General features: G+C 36.7%; 18 protein-coding genes. 14 read left to right on the top strand and 4 right to left on the bottom strand.

Features of this window, described 5'->3' with window-relative positions:
- Nucleotides 1-551 precede the first annotated feature (551 nt).
- Nucleotides 552-1,106 carry a peptide-methionine (S)-S-oxide reductase MsrA gene (gene msrA, locus DEU40_RS18805; RefSeq protein ID WP_110011276.1) on the top strand — a complete coding sequence of 185 codons (555 nt, stop codon included), beginning with the start codon at nucleotides 552-554 and terminating at the stop codon, nucleotides 1,104-1,106.
- A 138-nt stretch (nucleotides 1,107-1,244) separates the two neighbouring features.
- Here msrA and DEU40_RS18810 read toward each other — a convergent pair whose 3' ends face one another.
- Entirely contained in the window at nucleotides 1,245-2,081 is an 837-nt protein-coding gene (locus DEU40_RS18810; RefSeq protein ID WP_110011277.1) for a hypothetical protein, read from the bottom strand.
- Between the two features lie 363 nt (nucleotides 2,082-2,444).
- Here DEU40_RS18810 and DEU40_RS22515 point away from each other — a divergent pair, with 363 nt between their 5' ends.
- The 3 genes from DEU40_RS22515 to DEU40_RS18825 are packed head-to-tail and all read left to right on the top strand — an operon-like array spanning nucleotide 2,445 to nucleotide 5,049.
- Nucleotides 2,445-2,621, top strand: a complete 177-nt coding sequence (locus DEU40_RS22515) for a hypothetical protein (protein ID WP_181398005.1) — start codon at nucleotides 2,445-2,447, stop codon at nucleotides 2,619-2,621.
- Between the two features lie 46 nt (nucleotides 2,622-2,667).
- Nucleotides 2,668-4,371, top strand: coding sequence for a tetratricopeptide repeat-containing sensor histidine kinase (locus DEU40_RS18820; protein ID WP_181398006.1), 1,704 nt, complete (start codon nucleotides 2,668-2,670; stop codon nucleotides 4,369-4,371).
- Between the two features lie 12 nt (nucleotides 4,372-4,383).
- Nucleotides 4,384-5,049, top strand: coding sequence for a response regulator (locus DEU40_RS18825; protein WP_110011280.1), 666 nt, complete (start codon nucleotides 4,384-4,386; stop codon nucleotides 5,047-5,049).
- Nucleotides 5,050-5,181: 132 nt separating this feature from the next.
- On the opposite strand, the gene DEU40_RS18830 is transcribed toward DEU40_RS18825, so the two are convergent.
- From DEU40_RS18830 to DEU40_RS18840, 3 genes are all read right to left on the bottom strand, one after another.
- Nucleotides 5,182-5,631, bottom strand: coding sequence for a GNAT family N-acetyltransferase (locus DEU40_RS18830; RefSeq protein ID WP_110011281.1), 450 nt, complete (start codon nucleotides 5,629-5,631; stop codon nucleotides 5,182-5,184).
- Nucleotides 5,624-6,247 carry a ribosome biogenesis GTP-binding protein YihA/YsxC gene (yihA, locus tag DEU40_RS18835; RefSeq protein WP_110011318.1) on the bottom strand — a complete coding sequence of 208 codons (624 nt, stop codon included), beginning with the start codon at nucleotides 6,245-6,247 and terminating at the stop codon, nucleotides 5,624-5,626. The genes DEU40_RS18830 and yihA overlap by 8 nt, the downstream gene beginning before the upstream one ends.
- A 61-nt stretch (nucleotides 6,248-6,308) precedes the next feature.
- Nucleotides 6,309-7,070, bottom strand: coding sequence for an alpha/beta fold hydrolase (locus DEU40_RS18840; RefSeq protein ID WP_047426276.1), 762 nt, complete (start codon nucleotides 7,068-7,070; stop codon nucleotides 6,309-6,311).
- A 272-nt stretch (nucleotides 7,071-7,342) separates the two neighbouring features.
- Between DEU40_RS18840 and mraZ the strand changes: the two genes are divergently transcribed.
- From mraZ to murG, 10 genes are all read left to right on the top strand, one after another.
- On the top strand, nucleotides 7,343-7,801 hold the full coding sequence (mraZ, locus tag DEU40_RS18845; protein WP_110011282.1) for a division/cell wall cluster transcriptional repressor MraZ: 459 nt from the start codon (nucleotides 7,343-7,345) through the stop codon (nucleotides 7,799-7,801).
- 50 nt (nucleotides 7,802-7,851) lie between these two features.
- On the top strand, nucleotides 7,852-8,745 hold the full coding sequence (gene rsmH, locus DEU40_RS18850; RefSeq protein ID WP_110011283.1) for a 16S rRNA (cytosine(1402)-N(4))-methyltransferase RsmH: 894 nt from the start codon (nucleotides 7,852-7,854) through the stop codon (nucleotides 8,743-8,745).
- 91 nt (nucleotides 8,746-8,836) lie between these two features.
- Nucleotides 8,837-9,202 (top strand): FtsL-like putative cell division protein, encoded by a 366-nt coding sequence (locus DEU40_RS18855; RefSeq protein WP_002981890.1) that lies wholly within the window; start codon nucleotides 8,837-8,839, stop codon nucleotides 9,200-9,202.
- Nucleotides 9,186-11,177: a penicillin-binding transpeptidase domain-containing protein gene (locus tag DEU40_RS18860; RefSeq protein ID WP_110011284.1), complete on the top strand. Its 1,992-nt coding sequence runs from the start codon at nucleotides 9,186-9,188 to the stop codon at nucleotides 11,175-11,177. Before DEU40_RS18855 ends, DEU40_RS18860 begins: the two co-directional genes overlap by 17 nt.
- A 57-nt stretch (nucleotides 11,178-11,234) precedes the next feature.
- Nucleotides 11,235-12,695: a UDP-N-acetylmuramoyl-L-alanyl-D-glutamate--2,6-diaminopimelate ligase gene (locus tag DEU40_RS18865; RefSeq protein ID WP_110011285.1), complete on the top strand. Its 1,461-nt coding sequence runs from the start codon at nucleotides 11,235-11,237 to the stop codon at nucleotides 12,693-12,695.
- Nucleotides 12,696-12,736: 41 nt separating this feature from the next.
- A complete protein-coding gene (locus tag DEU40_RS18870; RefSeq protein ID WP_110011286.1) occupies nucleotides 12,737-13,114 on the top strand; it encodes a four helix bundle protein in 378 nt (125 codons plus the stop codon).
- A gap of 44 nt (nucleotides 13,115-13,158) precedes the next feature.
- A complete protein-coding gene (mraY, locus tag DEU40_RS18875) occupies nucleotides 13,159-14,400 on the top strand; it encodes a phospho-N-acetylmuramoyl-pentapeptide-transferase (protein ID WP_110011287.1) in 1,242 nt (413 codons plus the stop codon).
- Between the two features lie 62 nt (nucleotides 14,401-14,462).
- Entirely contained in the window at nucleotides 14,463-15,800 is a 1,338-nt protein-coding gene (gene murD / locus DEU40_RS18880) for a UDP-N-acetylmuramoyl-L-alanine--D-glutamate ligase (RefSeq protein ID WP_110011288.1), read from the top strand.
- 22 nt (nucleotides 15,801-15,822) lie between these two features.
- The gene (locus DEU40_RS18885) at nucleotides 15,823-17,061 is read left to right on the top strand and encodes an FtsW/RodA/SpoVE family cell cycle protein (RefSeq protein WP_110011289.1); all 1,239 of its coding nucleotides are present in this window, start codon (nucleotides 15,823-15,825) and stop codon (nucleotides 17,059-17,061) included.
- A 1-nt stretch (nucleotide 17,062) separates the two neighbouring features.
- Nucleotides 17,063-18,157 carry an undecaprenyldiphospho-muramoylpentapeptide beta-N-acetylglucosaminyltransferase gene (gene murG, locus DEU40_RS18890; protein WP_110011290.1) on the top strand — a complete coding sequence of 365 codons (1,095 nt, stop codon included), beginning with the start codon at nucleotides 17,063-17,065 and terminating at the stop codon, nucleotides 18,155-18,157.
- Nucleotides 18,158-18,318: the final 161 nt, after the last annotated feature.

The raw sequence follows: 18,318 nt of genomic DNA on the forward strand, positions 1-18,318 counted from the left end.
CACAGATTGCACAGGTTTTCACAGGTTATTATTCTATATTTTCTAGTGAAAACATTAGTGTTATTTTTGTTTAAAAGTAAAAGGGAGAATATAATAAGATGCTTCGACTATGCTCTGCATGACAGCGTTAATTCCCACTTTTTTAAATGATCTCAGATATCAATCATTAACATTTGTATTGAATCTATTTTGACCACAGATCGCACAGATTTTCACAGATGATCGGGTTATATTTTCTTATGCCTATTTGTGAAAGCATTGGTGTTATTTGTGTTAAAAAGTAAAATGCTTTGACAAAGCCCAGCATGACATGGCTAATACTAACCGTTCTAAACTACTTTACGATGATTAGGTGCGAGAAACTGCATACTATTTTCCTTGTGTTATTTGTGAAAACATCGGTGTTATTTGTGTTTAGAATTATTTGTCACATCTATCATTGCAATTTACGTTTCAGACGTAAAATCGTGTTTAAATGAAAAAGTTTTTCCTATTTTTGATCAGCTTTTCCGGATAAAGGAAGAGATCATAAAACAATATAATTACCTACAATGGACAATAATAATTTAGAACAGATTACTTTCGGAGGCGGATGTTTCTGGTGCGTGGAGAGCTGTTTCAATATGCTGAAAGGGATACAATCTGCTATTTCAGGATATTCAGGCGGACATAAAGACAATCCGACTTATCAGGAAGTCTGTACAGGAGAAACCGGACATGCGGAAGTGGTACAGATCACTTATGACCCGTCAGTTATTTCTTATGAACAGCTGATGGATGTGTTTTTCTTCCTTCATGATCCCACCCAACTGAACAGACAGGGAAATGACATCGGAACCCAGTACCGTTCTGTGATTTACTATAAAGATGATGCAGAGAAGGCAAAAGCCGAAGAAGCCATTAAAGTATCTCAGGAATCGGGAAGATGGGCTGGTACCTATGTAACGGAATTAACGAAATTCGACAAATTCTGGCCGGCAGAACAATATCATCAGGGGTATTATAATGAAAATCCGACACAGCCGTATTGCAGCGCTGTAGTGGGACCAAAAATCCAGAAGTTTAAAAAACACTTCGGAGAGATGGGAATGCTGAATGCAGAATAAAACAAAATGTAATTCGGACATTTACAATCAATATAAAAATAACAGAAGCGAAGAGGAACCTCTTCGCTTCTTGTTTGATGCAAACATGCGTATACCGGGAAACATTCCTGTTGAATTTTAAATATTGGTGAAGGAAGTCTATTCTGCCTGTATCATTTCGTGTTTACCCGAATATTTTCTAATGATGTATTCTGTGGCTGGTTTTAATTCTTTTTTGTTTTCCGGGTCAACTCCATCCATAGTAAAAAACTCAACTTTCCCTCTGACTTTTGAATACCACATTTTTCCCAAAGCGTTTTCAACTGTAAGTGTATCTTTTCTCGTAACCCGTTTAAAGTACTTAATCTGAATATCATCCTTAGGAACAATATTCAATACAAGATTTTCTTCATTGCAATCGGCAAGCTTATATTCATTTTGATCCCAGTACATACAATTCTTTTCAACTGCGGGAAGAGCCAAAAAACTGAATGGTTCATGTACGTTTCTGTTTCCGGACGAACAGTAATAATTCCCGATCAAAAATCCTCCAAGCATTAATATCCCTAAGAGACCAAAACTATTTTGTCTGGCAAACTCCGGCATTTTAAAATGCTGCTCATTAATGATATTAATATTGATTTTAGACAGCCTCTCTGATATAACCTCCTCATCCTGATCCACACTTATTTTTACCGTGGTCAGATTCTTTTTTTCATCATTTCTGATAAAAGTCCTTGAAAAATCAGTGAAGTCTTTATAGCCTATATACTGGCTCATCTTGTTGAGCCTCTCTGCCTCAATATTCCTGCAGCTGTTCCCTTCTACAAAGTCTTCATAATATCGTATGAATGTTTTCTCTGAAATATCATAGAATTTCAGATTATCAATAAAACAAAGATGCAGATAAGAAGCCAATCCACTTTTTGTGGTTTTCTCCGACTCTTTTCTTGCCTGCTCAAATACTTCATTAATCAGTAGTTTTTTCTTGGACATAAACAGTGTTTTCGGGCATTACAAAGTAGATGATTTTCAGTCATACCTCATTACGGATTTCCGTAATAACTCCACACTTCATTACTGTCTATTGATGTCTATGTTTTGTCTAACATCTCTATTCTTTTTTACCGCAAATTTGCCTTAGAAATCAACAAAATATGACCAAAAACTGATTTCAAAAAAACCAGAGAAAACAGAGATTAAACTCCGGATCGGGAAGCAGATGTTTCGCCTCCGTTTTTAAAGGTTCACTTCCCTAAAAAATTAAGAAGCGCTTCGAAATTTTAACAGTGTACAGCTCATGATCCATACATCGTGAGAGGAAGAAATACGATTTCAATTTCGAAAATTTTAAAGGAAATGATCCAAATTATAATGATGCTATTAGGCTTAGCATTTTCAGAGAATAATGCCAATACAACAGCAACTGATAACAATAACTACGAACCCTCTGCAATGAGCTTTACAACCGAAACAGGAATGGCTCCGGAAGACACCAGTGGAGAAACAGGGCAGATTTTGCCTCCAAAAAAATAATTAAACAAAAGGGCAATGAAAATTGTCCTTTTTTTAATATCTTTAGTTGTTATCAATTATTATCATGTATCCCGGTTTTAAATTTGTAGGAATTTTTCTTTTATTCATTAGCTGCAATTTTTCTGAAAACAGAAATCCTCCGGTAAAAGCCCCTTCCACTGAAGCGGACAAAATGTATAATGAAGCGGCAGCTTTATATAATAATGATAATGAAAAGGCATTTACCCTTCTATCTAAAGCAGAGAGCATTTATAAGCTAAAAAATGATTCAGCTGATATTGCATCGTGTTTAATTATCAAGGCTATTATCCTCAATGATATCGGAGATTACCTTAGCAGTAATGAAAGAGCTATCGATGCATTGTCCTTTTTAAAACTGCCCAGAGACTCTGCCTATCTTCCTTCCATTTATAATAACCTTGCAATATCTGAAAAAAATCTCAAGCATTATTCTGAGGCTCTCAACTGGTATCATAAAGCTTTACAGCTGAGTTCGGATAATTCTCAGAAAATCACTATTAAAAATAACATTGCAGACACCTATGGAAAACTGAAAAATTATCCGAAGGCAATTCATATCTATCAATCTCTTCTTAAGGAAAAAAACCTGCAAAAAAATGAGATTGATTATGCCCGGATTTTAGATAATTACAGTTATATAAGCTGGCTTGAAAATAAAAACTACAATGCAGAACCCAATCTGTTAAAAGCTTTTGCTCTCAGACAAAAAATCAACGATAAAGCGGGTCTGATATCCAGTCATTCTCATCTTGCTGAGTATTACTTACACTCAGATAAATCAAAAGCCTTGTATCATAACCATCAAAAATATCTTTTAGCAAAAGTAATCAAAAACCCAGGTGACAGGATAGAAGCCATCGAATTTCTGGTAAAAAGTGATACAAAAAGCAACTTACAAGACTATTTTGCAGAATATCAGTATCTGAATGACAGCATCCAGCTATCTAAAGATAAAGCAAAAAACAGATTTGCATTGATAGAATTTGATGTAGAAAAGAAGAATGCAGAAAACCAAAAGTTAAAAATTATTACTGTTCAAAAACAAAACAGGATTCTGAAGCAGAATGTAGTTTTAGGAATTCTGTCTTTAACTCTGATTGGCGGCTGGATTGTTTACAAGAGAAGAAAAAAAGGACTGCAGCGGGAAAACGAATTAAGAATAAAAGAAAATCAACTTCATCTTTCCAAAAAAGTACATGATGTGGTGGCCAATGGGATTTACCAGGTGATGACGAAGATCGAAAATCAGGAAGATTTTGACAAAGAAAGAGTACTTGATGAGCTGGAATTTGTCTACGAAAAGTCCAGGGATATTTCTTATGAGAAGACCGCTTCTGAAAATAAGCTGGAATTCAGTAAAAGAATATCTACCCTTATTGCATCGTTTAATAATGAAAATGTAAAAACTTATCTTGCCGGAAACGACGAAACTATATGGAAGACCTTGAATGATTTTACCAGAGAAGAAATCTATCAGGTGATGCGGGAACTTCTTATCAACATGAAAAAACACAGTCATGCCACCCTTGTTGCCTTTAAATTTGAAAGAAAAAATAACATCATACAAATTCAGTATACAGACAATGGCATCGGTATTCCGGGAGGAATTATCTACAAAAATGGTTTAACAAATACGGATTCCCGTATTGAAACTATTCATGGAGAAATTATTTTTGACACTGAAACCGAAAAGGGATTGAAAATTTATATTTCATTTCCTGCTTCTTAAAAAAGAAAAAGAATGTTCAAAAAAATTTTAATAGCTGAAGATCACGAAAGCAGCAGTATTTCTGTACAGAAAACATTAGAAGACCTTCATATTTCCAACACAGATTATGTTTATTATTGTGATGATGCATTAGCTAAAATTCAAAAATCTATTCGTGAAGATGATCTTTATGATTTGTTAATTACAGACCTTTCTTTTGAAGAAGACCATAATATACAGAATCTTAAAGATGGAAAAGAACTGATAAAAACCGTTAGAGAGCTTCATCCTTCACTGAAAGTTATTGTATTTTCAGCCGAGCACAGATCCGGGATTATAGATAGCCTCTTTAATGAATACAAAATCAATGGTTTTGTGCGTAAGGCCAGAAATGATTCAAAAGAACTGAAAAAAGCCATCGCTTCTACCTATGTGAATGAAAATTATCTTTCCCTGGATCTTAAACAGGAAGTAAAGAAGCTCAACAATTATGAGTTTTCCAACTATGACATCACTTTGGTGTCTCTCTTATCGCAGGGAGTTTTACAGAAAAATATACCAGTTTATCTTCAGAATAACGATATTAAGCCCAACAGCTTAAGCAGCGTAGAGAAAAAACTCAACAGCATGAAAGAAGATCTTCAGATAACAAGTAATGAACAGCTTGTTGCTTTTTGTAAAGATCTGGGAATAATTTAAGTCAATTACGGTTTTCCGTAAGGTTCTTTTTCACAATAGACTTACTTTTGATGTAAGAAATGATGAAAAAACTAATAACACCCAATATAATTTTATACAGTTCGAAAAAGGTATCTCAGACGAGATACCTTTTTACTTTCTTATCATTTCCGTATGCGGAATATCATCTTCCAGATATTTTTTCCCTGTATCTACAAATCCGAATCCGCTGTAAAATCTTAAAAGATAATCCTGTGCGGATATTTTGATTTCAGAAGTGTGAAAACGGTTTTCTATAGTTTCTACGGCATATTGTATCAACTGTTTACCCAGGCTTTTTCCTCTCGCCAGCTCTGTGGTCAGAACCCTTCCTATAGAAGTTTCATCATACTTTATTCCTTTATCAAAAATCCGGCAGTAGGCCAGTACCTGTCCCTCTTCTTCAGCCCAGATATGAACGGCTTTCTGGTCATAATTATCCAGATCAGGATAAGGACAATTTTGCTCGATAACGAAAACATCAATACGAGCTTTCAGTACTGCATATAGTTCCGGAACAGTAAACTCATCAAATGTTTTGATTTTCCAGATCATATTACTCATCGAAACTTATATTATTATTAGTTAAAAACTCATTGGTCTTTTGGATAAAGTCAAGAATTTTATCTCCTCCTTCTTTCTTTTCTGCTGAGGTGATATACAATTCGGGAAGATCTTCCCACGTTTTATGAAGTTCAGCTTTATAATCCTCAACATTTTTGATAACGGCATTCGGTTTCAGTTTATCTGCCTTTGTGAAGACAATCGAAAACGGTATTCCGCTTTCACCACACCACTGGATAAATTCCAGATCAATTTTCTGCGGAGAATGTCTTACATCTACCAATACAAAAAGGTTGACCAGATTTCTTCTGTTCAGAATATAATTGGTGATCAACTTTTCAAAATCCTTTCGCTGAACTTTTGAAACCTTTGCATAACCATATCCGGGTAAATCGGTAAGATACCAGTTCTCGTTCACTAAAAAATGATTGATCAGCTGGGTTTTCCCGGGAGTCTGCGATGTCTTGGCCAGATCTTTATGATTCATCATGGCATTGATCAGTGATGACTTTCCTACGTTCGACCTTCCGATAAAAGCATATTCGGGAATATTGGGTTCAGGGCATTCCTGCCATTTTCCACTGCTCTTTACAAACTCTGCTGTTTTGATAATCATTTTTGAATGTATTTTAGAAAAATAAACCATTAAGAAAAGCTCTTAATGGTCATTATATGTTTTAAACTTTATCTTTTATCCAGTTATACAGGATTTCATTGAATTCATCCGGCTTTTCCATCATGGCAGCATGGCCGCATTTGTCAATCCAGAATAAATCGGAATTCGGAATAAACTTGTGCATATCTTCTGCCACTTCCGGTGGAGTGACATTATCCTGTTTACCCCAGATCAGACAGGTAGGTGTCACAATCTTCGGAAGATCATTCAGCATGTTGTGTTTGATGGCACTTCTTGCCAGCATTACCGTCTTTATTCCCTTCATTCTGTCATTAACGACTGCAAAAACTTCATCTACAAGATCTTCTGTGGCCACCTTTGGATCATAGAAAACTTCTTCTGTTTTCTTTCTGATATAAGAACGGTCATTTTTTCTTGGAAAGCTGTCTCCGAAAGTTCTTTCATAAAGACCGGAGCTTCCAGTAAGAACAAGATTCTTAACCAGATCAGGTCTCGCCAAAGTCAATATAAGTCCTACATGCCCACCCATTGAGTTTCCTACAATAGTTACGGGACCGGAAATATGACTTTCTATAAACTTGATAATATATTTTGCAATCGTGGTAAGATTCGTATTGAGTACCGGCAGATCATAGATCGGCAGCTGAGGAACATATACTTTAAAGCCTCTATCCGAAAAAAAATCTACCATTTTATCGAAATTACTCAAACCACCCATTAACCCGTGCAACAGCACTAATGGATGTCCTTCTCCCGCTTCTACATAGGAATATTTCTTTTCTTTTTTTGTACTAAATATCATAAAACGCCTTAATAAAGCCCTGCAAAAATACAAATTAAACCTCAAAAAAATTTTGATAATCCTAATTTAAGATAAAAATAATATAATATTCTCCTTTTTAACTTTTTTTTTCAGAACCTCTTTATTATGGCTTAAATAACACTTTCAACAAGTCTCTTCATATCAGTATTTTACATCATTGAAATTCAATCTTTAATAAAACTTATTAACATTGAGTCAAAAAGTGGGAAAAAGTGGGAAATTTTGGAAATTATTATATAAATTTGTCCCAAATGAAAAATTTCATTGGGACATATGAGTGTAAAATTGACGACAAAGGCCGCTTAAAAGTTCCTTCATCTTTAATCAAACAGATGGAAAACTTCGACGATAAGGCGTTTGTAGTCAAAAGATCTGTGTTCCAACCTTGTCTGGAAGTTTATCCTATGAATGCATGGGACAAACTGATGGGTAAAATTAATAAACTGAACAGATTCATAAAAAAGAATGCTGATTTCATACGAATGTTTACGGCAGGAGTAAAAACAGTAGAGTTGGATAATGCAGGACGATTACAGATTTCTAAAGACCTTACGGTTTTCGCAAATCTTCAGAAAGATATTGTGATCACCAGTGCAGGAGAACTCTTTGAGATTTGGGATAAAGAAGCCTATGAAAAGGTAATTGCCACCAACGAAGCTGATTTTGCAAGCCTTGCCGAAGATGTGATGGGCTCTTTCGATGAAGAATAATAGCAGTAGGTTATTAATTGATTAGTAGTAAATAAAAAACACAATTAAGCATGTATCATAACCCCGTTTTGTTGAAGCAGAGTGTTGATGATTTGGTGACGAATCCTGACGGAATATATGTGGACTGCACCTTTGGAGGCGGAGGCCACTCAAGAGAAATCCTGAGCAGACTTTCCGATAAAGGGAGATTGTTCAGCTTTGATCAGGATCTGGATGCACTTAAAAATACAATTGATGACCCAAGATTTACATTAGTGAATCAGAATTTCAGATTTCTGGAAAACTCTTTGCTGATGTATGGCATCTCACAGGTGGATGGTGTTTTGGCAGACTTAGGTGTGTCTTCCCATCAGTTTGATGAAGCAGACAGAGGATTCTCAACAAGAAGCAATGCTCCTTTGGATATGAGAATGAATGTGATGCAGAATCTTGATGCCAAAAGAGTGATTAATGAATATGAGGAAGAAGAACTTGCAGACATTTTTTACCACTATGGAGAATTGAGAGAAGCAAGAAAGCTGGCGAGAGAAATTGTTCATCACAGAAAAACTAAAAGTATAGATACGACGGAAGATCTGAAAAAATTGTTCAGCTATATTCCGCCTCACAAGGTGAATAAATTCTATGCTCAGCTTTTTCAGGCGATAAGAATTGAAGTCAACCAGGAACTTGAAGTGTTGAAAGAAATGCTGGTTCAGGCTTATAATGTTTTAAAACCGGAAGGAAGATTAGTCGTTATTTCCTATCACTCTTTAGAAGACCGCTTGGTAAAAAGATTCCTGAAAAACGGAATGTTCGAAGGAGAGCCGGAAAGAGATATCTACGGAAATTATAAAAAGGCATTCGAATTGATAAAGAGTAAAGCGATCATTCCTGACGATCAGGAAATCGAAGAAAACTCAAGAGCAAGAAGTGCCAAGATGAGAACGGGAATTAAAGTATAAATGTGAATGAGTGAATCGTGAATCATTTAGCAAAATAAAATTGACTATTGACACGAAGTAAATTCACTGCGAAGCAAATTGACATAATAAATTGGCAAAAAGAACAACAAATCGTCCCCAGAAAAGACTCACTTTTATAGACATTATAAAAGGAAACTTTCTGAATCGTGATGAGATCAAAATACATTACAAGTATTTTCTTCTCTTGTTCGTTCTGATGATGGCCATGATTTATACTAACCATCTCGTCAATAAAAAAATAAAAATTGTAAACGCCTTAAAGGAAGAAACAGAAGAATACAAATCACGAAACGCTTACGCCCAGAGTAAGCTGATCAAAGTAAAAATGGAATCAGAACTGGGGAAAGAGGTTGCACGGGATTCATTGATGACCCTGGAAAACCACCCTCACAAATTGCTAATAAAACTGGATAGTACAGATGCAAAAGCAAAATGAATACGACAATAAACGTAAGAAAACGTTACGATGGGGCTACCTCTTTGCAGTGGTAGCTTTGTGCGTGTTTGTCATGTTCTTGGCAAGGATTGTGATCCTTCAGAATACCAATGTCCAGGAAATAAAAGATGATTACATTAATAAAAACTATCGTGAAGCCACTTTAAAAGCGGCCCGCGGAAACCTTTTTGCCTCTGACGGCTCTATCCTTGCAACCACTGTAATGCGATACGACATCTATCTTGACTTCAAAACAATGAAAGATACGGTGTACACCAACAACATCGGAGCGCTTACTGATTCTCTGAGCAAAATGTTCGGAAAACCAAGAAGTGAATTCAGAAAGAAGTTTGACGAGCAGAAGAAAAAGAAAAACCAGTATTACACTTTGGTGAAAGGACTTGATTTTGATCAATATGACAGAATCCGAAAGTTCCCGATCTTCAAAAAAGGCAAAAATAAAGGAGGATTTATCGTTGACAGAAACTATAAAAGAGAGTTAGCAACATCAGAAATCGGAGCCGGAACCATCGGTATGGACAACGGTGAACTTAAATCCGGACTGGAAGGTGCTTTCTCAAAATATTTAACCGGGACAGACGGCAAAAGACTTGAACAAAGAATCAATTCTTCCCAGTGGAAACCTATCGACTTCTGGAAGGTTCAGGAACCGGTAGACGGTGAGGATGTTTATACCACGTTAGACCTTAGAATTCAGGACATTGCACACTCTGCTCTTGAGAAACAGCTGATTAATTTCGAAGCCAAACACGGCACCGTGATTGTGATGGAAGTTGAAACCGGAAAAGTACGTGCTCTTGTTAATTTAAGAAGAACAGAATCAGGAGATTATGAAGACTCTTACAATTATGCCCTGAAAGATAATATCGAACCGGGATCTACTTTTAAAACCATCTCTCTTTTGGCAGCAATGGATGACGGATTTATTGATGAAAATACAACAGTAAATGTAGGAAACGGAGTTTGGGTCTATGCAAAACAGAGAATCTCTGACGGCCACGGAGGAGGAACATACGATATCAGTGATGTATTGGCGAAGTCCAGTAACGTAGGAACAGCCAAACTGATCACAAAGTATTATGCTGAAAAACCACAGATTTTCCTTGATCACCTGAAACGTTGGAAATTATTTGATAAAATGGATATCGAGCTTCCGGGAATCACAAAACCGAAGATCGTAACACCACAAAATAAAAGATGGAATGCCGCAACACTGGCTTCTATTTCTTACGGATACTCTTCCAACATCAACCTATTGCAATTGACAACCTTCTACAACGGAGTTGCCAACGGAGGAAAAATGCTTAAGCCCTTATTCATTGATAAAATCATGAAAGATGGAAAAGTGATGTACAGTGCAAAACCTGAAGTAATGGTAAATAAAATGGCTTCTGAAAAAGCTATTAAAATGATGACCAGTGCTTTAACCAAAGCAGTAGAAAAAGGAACCGGACGAAGCATCTTTACTCCCAACCTGAAAATGGCAGGAAAAACAGGTACCGCAAGATTTGAATACTGGCTGCCTGGCCCAATGAAGTACCGTGCATCATTTGCGGGATTTTATCCGGCTGATGCTCCAAAATATACTTGCTATGTCATGATCAGTGAACCCAATACCGCAAAAGGGTTTTATGGAGGTTCCGTTTCAGCGCCGGTGTTTAAGGAAATTGCAGGAAAAACATTCCTGAAAACGCCTCAGAATATTGAAAAAGAAATGCTTGTAGACAAAAAGGTAAACCTTAGCAAAATGGTGGAGCCTAATGTCAAAGTAGCGGTCAATGATAAGCAAATGCCTAATGTGGTAGGATTAATCGGAAAAAATGTAATCCCGCAGTTGGAAAACTTAGGCTACCGTGTCGATTATAAAGGAGTCGGAAGAATCAAAGAACAATTCCCTTTGGAAGGCACCACGATAAGTAAAAACCAGAGAATTTATTTATCTCTGCAAAATTAAAAACGAGGTTCGGAAGAACCATTTAAACCAAAATAAGGCAAGACCTTATTGATAAAGATGATTATAACAGAATTAGTAAACAGAATCCCAGTACTGGAAATCCACGGCGATAGCAACCGTGAGGTAACCGAATTGGTGATCGACAGCAGAAAGGTTACAGAAAACTCTCTTTATATTGCCATGAGAGGAACAGTGGTGGATGGACATTCATTCATTGCATCTGCTATTGAAAAAGGAGCTTCCGCAATTGTTTGCGAAGAACTCCCTGAAACACTGGTGGAAAATGTAACCTATGTACAGGTAAAAGATTCTTCTAAAGCCCTTGGTCATCTTGCTTCAAACTTTTATGGAAATCCTTCTCAGAAATTAAAACTGATAGGAGTTACAGGAACTAACGGAAAAACATCCGTTTCGACCCTTCTTTTTGATGTTTTTAAAAACCTTGGATATCCGGCCGCTTTACTTTCTACTGTTGAAATCAGAATTGGTGAAGAGGTTATTCCGGCTACCCACACCACTCCTGATGTGATTACCATCAACAGGATTTTAGCGGAAGCTGTAGAAAAAGGATGTGAATTTGCTTTCATGGAAGTAAGCTCACACGGAATTGCCCAAAACAGAATTGAAGGACTACACTTCAAAATAGCAGGCTTCACCAACCTTACTCATGATCATTTAGATTATCATAAAACGTTCGAAGAATATTTAAAAACAAAGAAAAGATTCTTTGATCAATTAGAAGATACCGCCATTGCCATCACCAATGTGGATGACAAAAACGGGAATGTCATGCTTCAGAACACCAAGGCTAAAAAGAAGTCTTACGCTTTGAAAACCATGGCAGACTATCACGGAAAATTATTGGAAGTGGATTTCAACGGAATGCTGTTGAACTTCAACGGAAAAGAATTCTGGACGACACTGACCGGGAAATTCAATGTATATAATTTACTGCTTGTCTTTGGAATTGCTGCTGAACTAGGTTTTGAGCAGGATGAAATTCTTCAGGCTATCAGCAAATTAAAAAGAGTTTCCGGAAGATTTGAAACCTTCAAATCCGATGGTGGAATTTTCTTTATCGTAGATTATGCACACACTCCGGATGCTTTGGAAAACATTCTGGACAGCATCAACGATATCAGAACCAAAAACGAAAGATTAATCACCGTATTCGGCTGCGGAGGAGACAGAGATCACTCCAAAAGACCTGAAATGGGAAATATTGCCACTAAAAAATCAACCCTGGCAATTATCACTTCAGACAATCCGAGAACAGAAGATCCTGCGCAGATCATCAAAGAAATTGAAGCAGGCGTTGAACCACAGAACTTCAGCAAATACACTTCAATTCCGGACAGAAAAGAAGCCATAAAAATGGCCATCAAGTTTGCAGAACCTAAAGATATCGTTTTAGTTGCCGGAAAAGGCCACGAAAACTATCAGGAGATTAATGGTGTGAAACATCATTTTGACGACAAAGAAGTAATTAATGAGCTTTGGAAATTAATGTCCAAATAGATTGAAAGATTGAACTCATTTAAAGATTTAAAAATTTGATAATGACAAAGAATTTTGAAAATTTTCCTGTGTACATCAAAAGCTTAGATCTTATTGAAAAAGTCTATATTTTTCTTCAAAGTCAAAGTTTTGAAAAAGAATATGAATTTAATAACCAGATAAAAAGAGCGAGTTTTTCTATTAGTAATAATATTGCGGAAGGCTCAGAATATAATAATAACAGACAATTTATTAGATATTTAAAAATTGCGAAAGGCAGCTGTGCTGAAGTCAAAAGCATGCTGATTGTAAGTAAAAGATTAAAATTAGGTGACGAAAATAAAGCAGAAGAAATTATTGCTCTTTCAAGAGAAGTTTCTTCAAACATATCAAAATTCATTAAGTATTTAAGTGAAAATATTGAGAAGCCCAATCTTTAAATCTTTAAATAAATTAAATTTTTAAATAATAAAAAAATAGAAACATGCTATACTATCTATACGAATATCTAACCAACCATGGAATTCACATTCCAGGATTAGGAATGTTAAAATACATTTCCTTCCGTGCCGGAATGGCTGTACTATTCTCACTTATTATTGCTCTTGTCTACGGGAAAAGAGTAATCAATTACCTGAGAACAAAACAGATGGGAGAATTGGTGCGTGATCTGGGATTGGATGGGCAGAAACAAAAAGAAGGAACTCCTACCATGGGAGGGCTTATCATTATTCTGGCAACCATTATTCCGGTATTGCTGTTTACAAGAATTACCAATGTGTACATTGTGCTGTTGTTGGTTTCTATGTTCTGGATGGGTGCTATTGGTTTCCTTGATGATTACTTAAAGAAAATTAAAAAAAATAAAGACGGTTTAAGTGGTAAATTCAAAATTGTAGGACAGGTCGGCTTAGGGCTAATCGTTGGAATTACAATGTATTTCCACCCGGATATTACCGTTAAAAGAAAATATGCAGATGCTAAAGTAGTGAACAGGAACAATGTAGAGCAAAACTTTATGCCTACAGAAAAAATTACCGTTTCCACTGTTCCTTTTGCCAAAAATAATGAATTCGATTATAGTGGAATTTTATTCTGGATGAATGATAAAGATGCCCATGAGTGGGCATGGATTGTCTTTATTCCCATTGTAATCTTCATTGTAACAGCCGTTTCCAATGGAGCTAACATCACCGACGGAATTGATGGTCTTGCAGCAGGAACAAGTGCTATTATACTGCTCACGCTGGCTCTTTTCGCGTACCTTTCCGGGAACATCATCTTTGCAGACTATCTCAATATCATGTTCCTTCCCAACATGGGGGAAACCACCATTTTTGCAGTCGCAATGGTAGGTGCTGTAATTGGATTCTTCTGGTACAACACTTATCCTGCGCAGGTTTTCATGGGAGATACCGGAAGCTTAATGCTGGGAGGCGTAATTGCTGTTTTAGCCATTATTTTAAGAAAAGAATTGCTGATTCCTGTATTATGCGGAATCTTCTTAATTGAAAACCTCTCTGTAATGCTTCAGGTAGTTGTTTTCAAATACAGAAAAAGAAAATATGGGCTGGAATATGCTCAAAACAACAGACTATTCAAAATGTCACCATTACACCATCATTATCAGAAAGAAGGTTTCCACGAGAGTAAAATCGTGAACCGAATGATTATTATCGGAGTAATATTGGCCATTGTATGTCTGATCACATTAAAAATGAGATAAAAAATAAAAGCTGTAAGCAATAAGCCTAAAGCTTAAAGCCTATAGCATAAAGCTTTTATAATATGAAAATAGTTGTTTTAGGAGGTGGAGAAAGCGGATGCGGAGCTGCTTATCTGGCTAAAAAGAAAGGTCTGGAAGTATTTCTTTCAGATAAAGGAGCCATTAAGGATAACTATAAGCAGTTTCTTACCGAAAATGAAATTGAATTTGAAGAAGGAAACCACGATGAAGAAAGGATTTTAAATGCTGACTGGATCGTAAAAAGCCCGGGAATTCCGAAAAAGGCTCATATCATCAATAGAATTCATGAAAAAGGAATCAGACTTTCCTCTGAAATTGAATTTGCTTCTGAATTTACAGATGCAAAGATCATTGCCATTACCGGAAGCAACGGAAAAACAACCACAACTTCCCTGATCTACTATATCCTGAAAAATGACGGATTGAATGTAGGTTTAGGAGGAAATATCGGATACAGCTTTGCCAAGCAGGTGGCGGATGAAAACCATGAATACTATGTATTGGAGGTAAGCTCTTTCCAGCTGGATGATATTCAGAATTTCAGACCTTATATTTCTTTATTGTTGAATCTGTCTCAGGATCACCTGGATCAGTACAACTACAATTATGAAGAATATGCATTGGCCAAATTCCGAATCACAGAAAATCAGGAGAATGATAACTTCTTCATCTACAACAAGGATGATGAAATGAGTAAAAACCTTCTGGAAAAGCTTGAAATAAAGGCGAAAATGATTCCTTTCTCAACCAAAGAGAAATTAACGGAAGGAGGTTTTGTGAATGATGATGAAATTGTGGTAAAAATGAAAGACGAATTCGCAATGAAAGTTGATGAATTGTCTCTGCTGGGAAATCATAATGTAGCCAACAGTCTCGCAGCGTCTATTGCCGGTAAGATCCTAAAAATCAACAATGAAAGCATCAGACATTCATTGATGACCTTCCAGGCCGTAGAGCACAGATTGGAATTTGTAACTGAAATTGATAACGTAAAATACATCAACGACAGTAAAGCAACCAATGTAAATGCAACTTACTATGCCTTAGAAAGTATGAAAACACCAACCGTATGGATTGTTGGTGGATTAGATAAAGGAAATGACTATACCGAAATTGAAGATTTAGTCAAAAGAAAAGTAAAGGCAATTGTTTGTCTTGGAATAGATAACAAGAAGATCATCGATTTCTTTAAAGATAAAAAAGAGCTTATTTATGATACTTCAAGCATGGAAGAAGCCGTGAGAATTTCAAAATCACTGGCTAAAAAAGGCGATACCGTCTTATTATCTCCATGCTGCGCAAGCTTTGACTTGTTCAAAAGTTATGAAGACAGAGGACGCCAGTTTAAAGAACAGGTATTAAATGCCAATGGCCATTAGCCATTAGCCAATAGCATTAAATATGGACGAACAGAACGCAGAAAACAGATTTGAATTTCTAAAGGGCGATAAAGTACTTTGGATGGTCATCCTTGTGATCTCCATTTTCTCTATTTTCCCGGTATACTCTGCAAGTTCAAATCTCGAATACATAGTCAATAACGGGACCACAACAGGCCACGTTATCAAACATATGTTCTTTGTAGTTCTGGGACTAGCCATTATGAGACTGGTAGGAACTATAAAATATGAATACATCGGAAAGCTCAGCAGTATCCTGCTCGGCCTGATGATTATTCTGTTGATTGTCACCATGTTTACCGGACAAACCATTGATGGAGCCAGTGCTTCCAGATGGCTGAAAATTCCGGGAACACCAATCTCTTTTCAGCCTTCATCATTTGCTTTTTTAATGCTGATCATCTATCTGTGCAGGTATCTGACCAAAAAGATCACCAGGGAAAGGCTTCCGATAGAGAATATCATGTATATTTTCGGGCCTATCCTGCTTGTTTTTGTATTGGTAGCCAAAGATAACGGTTCAACAGCATTAATGATTTTAATGGTTTCCGTGGTGGTTCTTATCATAGGACAGCTTCACTGGAAATACATTGCAGGATTTATCTCAGCATCATTTGTAGCCATTGTGTTCTTTTTATTGATTGCTTTAAATACCAATATGATCGGTGGAAACCGTGTTCACACATGGATGAGCCGTATTGAAACCTTTACATCAAGCAAAGCCAAAACAGCAGATGTAGATGATGAAAGCGTAAAAGCAAAAAATTATCAGGTAATGCAGGCCAAAGCAGCCATTGTACACGGCGGAATTACCGGAATGGGACCGGGAAAAAGTGCGTTGAAACAAATGCTTCCGCAATCTGCCTCCGACTTTATTTTCGCAGTGATTGTAGAAGAATATGGAGTGATAGGAGCCGCCTTCCTGATCAGTTTATACCTGATCATGATGATAAGGATTGTAATGATCGCCAGTAAAATGCCGGCATTCTTTGGATCGTTGCTCGTGCTCAGCCTCGGGGTGATGATTTTTATTCAGCTTTCAGTAAATATTGCTGTAGCGGTGAATCTGATTCCGGTAACAGGACAGCCTCTGCCTTTGATCAGTTACGGAGGAACCTCAATGCTGGTGACTTATTTACAGTTAGGTATTATTTTAAATATAAGCTCAAGAATTCAGATTTATGACGAAGAAGGAATGGGCAAAAAACAAAGTATAGCAGAAATAAACGATATCGCTTAAAATGGACAAAAAATTAAGAATATTATTATCCGGCGGAGGAACAGGAGGACATATCTTCCCTGCCATTGCCATTGCAGATGAGATCAGAAAAAGATTTCCTGATGCAGAATTTTTGTTCATTGGTGCCAACGGGAAAATGGAAATGGAAAAAGTTCCTCAGGCAGGCTACAAAATAGAAGGAATTGATATCGCAGGAGTTGACAGGGGAAATCTTCTTTCCAATCTGGGACTTCCTTTCAAAATTCTGAAAAGTTTATCAAAATCTAAAAAGATTATCAAAGACTTCGCTCCGGACTTTGCTGTAGGAACAGGAGGATTTGCCAGCGGACCCGCGCTTTATGAAGCGAGTAAAATGGGAATTCCGATTTTTATTCAGGAACAGAATGCCCATGCAGGAGTTACCAATAAAATCTTAAGCAAGAAAGCGAAAGCCGTTTTCACAGCTTATCCTAAAGTAGAAGGTTTTCCAACGGAGAAAATAAAGTTTCTGGGAAATCCGATTCGTGAGAACATCGTTTCAGGAATGCAGGATACCGCTCAGGCAAAAGAGAAAATGGGACTGGATAAAGATAAACTTACGATTCTTTCTGTAGGAGGTTCTTTAGGATCCAGAACATTGAATAATGCCTGGAAAGAAAATATTGAGAATCTGAAAGAAAAAGGGTATCAATTAATTTGGCAAACAGGAAAGTTGGATTACAAAGAATTGTCTTCCAACCTCCAGCTTCCATCTTCTGTTCATTTGAAAGAATTCATCAAAGACATGGAACTGGCCTACTCTGCTGCTGATATCATTGTTTCCAGAGCCGGAGCTATTGCCATTTCAGAGTTGGCTGTAGCACAAAAGCCGGTCCTTTTGGTTCCTTTCCCATTTGCAGCGGAAGACCATCAAACCAAAAATGCCATGAACCTGGTTGAAAAAAACGCAGCCAGAATGGTGAAAGACTCTGAAATGCAGGGAAAATTCTGGAATACATTGTCAGAGATCTGCGAAAATGAAAATGTAAGAAAAGAAATGTCCGACAATCTCAAATATTTTGCCAAGCCAAATGCTGCAAAAGAGATTGTAGACGAGATTTTTAACGTAATAAAATAGTTGGGAAAGGCTTCGACAAGCTCAGCCTGACACGAGTAAAATAAAACAGTTAGTATTAGAGCTGTCACCCTGAGCTTGTCGAAGGGTCACACAGCTAAAATATAATTTATTAAAGGGGCGTGGATGTTAGTTGATTAAAGCCTTATAATACAAAATATAGT

The sequence above is a fragment of the Chryseobacterium sp. AG844 genome, assembly GCF_003182335.1.
Taxonomy (GTDB): domain Bacteria; phylum Bacteroidota; class Bacteroidia; order Flavobacteriales; family Weeksellaceae; genus Chryseobacterium; species Chryseobacterium cupriresistens.

Bases quoted from the DNA above. Each gene is read 5' to 3' on its own strand.
- msrA (WP_110011276.1), top strand. From the start codon at position 552: ATGGACAATAATAATTTAGAACAGATTACTTTCGGAGGCGGATGTTTC.
- DEU40_RS18810 (WP_110011277.1), bottom strand. From the start codon at position 2,081: ATGTCCAAGAAAAAACTACTGATTAATGAAGTATTTGAGCAGGCAAGA.
- DEU40_RS22515 (WP_181398005.1), top strand. From the start codon at position 2,445: ATGATCCAAATTATAATGATGCTATTAGGCTTAGCATTTTCAGAGAAT.
- DEU40_RS18825 (WP_110011280.1), top strand. From the start codon at position 4,384: ATGTTCAAAAAAATTTTAATAGCTGAAGATCACGAAAGCAGCAGTATT.
- DEU40_RS18830 (WP_110011281.1), bottom strand. From the start codon at position 5,631: ATGAGTAATATGATCTGGAAAATCAAAACATTTGATGAGTTTACTGTT.
- yihA (WP_110011318.1), bottom strand. From the start codon at position 6,247: ATGATTATCAAAACAGCAGAGTTTGTAAAGAGCAGTGGAAAATGGCAG.
- DEU40_RS18840 (WP_047426276.1), bottom strand. From the start codon at position 7,070: ATGATATTTAGTACAAAAAAAGAAAAGAAATATTCCTATGTAGAAGCG.
- mraZ (WP_110011282.1), top strand. From the start codon at position 7,343: ATGAAAAATTTCATTGGGACATATGAGTGTAAAATTGACGACAAAGGC.
- rsmH (WP_110011283.1), top strand. From the start codon at position 7,852: ATGTATCATAACCCCGTTTTGTTGAAGCAGAGTGTTGATGATTTGGTG.
- DEU40_RS18860 (WP_110011284.1), top strand. From the start codon at position 9,186: ATGCAAAAGCAAAATGAATACGACAATAAACGTAAGAAAACGTTACGA.
- DEU40_RS18865 (WP_110011285.1), top strand. From the start codon at position 11,235: ATGATTATAACAGAATTAGTAAACAGAATCCCAGTACTGGAAATCCAC.
- DEU40_RS18870 (WP_110011286.1), top strand. From the start codon at position 12,737: ATGACAAAGAATTTTGAAAATTTTCCTGTGTACATCAAAAGCTTAGAT.
- mraY (WP_110011287.1), top strand. From the start codon at position 13,159: ATGCTATACTATCTATACGAATATCTAACCAACCATGGAATTCACATT.
- murD (WP_110011288.1), top strand. From the start codon at position 14,463: ATGAAAATAGTTGTTTTAGGAGGTGGAGAAAGCGGATGCGGAGCTGCT.
- DEU40_RS18885 (WP_110011289.1), top strand. From the start codon at position 15,823: ATGGACGAACAGAACGCAGAAAACAGATTTGAATTTCTAAAGGGCGAT.
- murG (WP_110011290.1), top strand. From the start codon at position 17,063: ATGGACAAAAAATTAAGAATATTATTATCCGGCGGAGGAACAGGAGGA.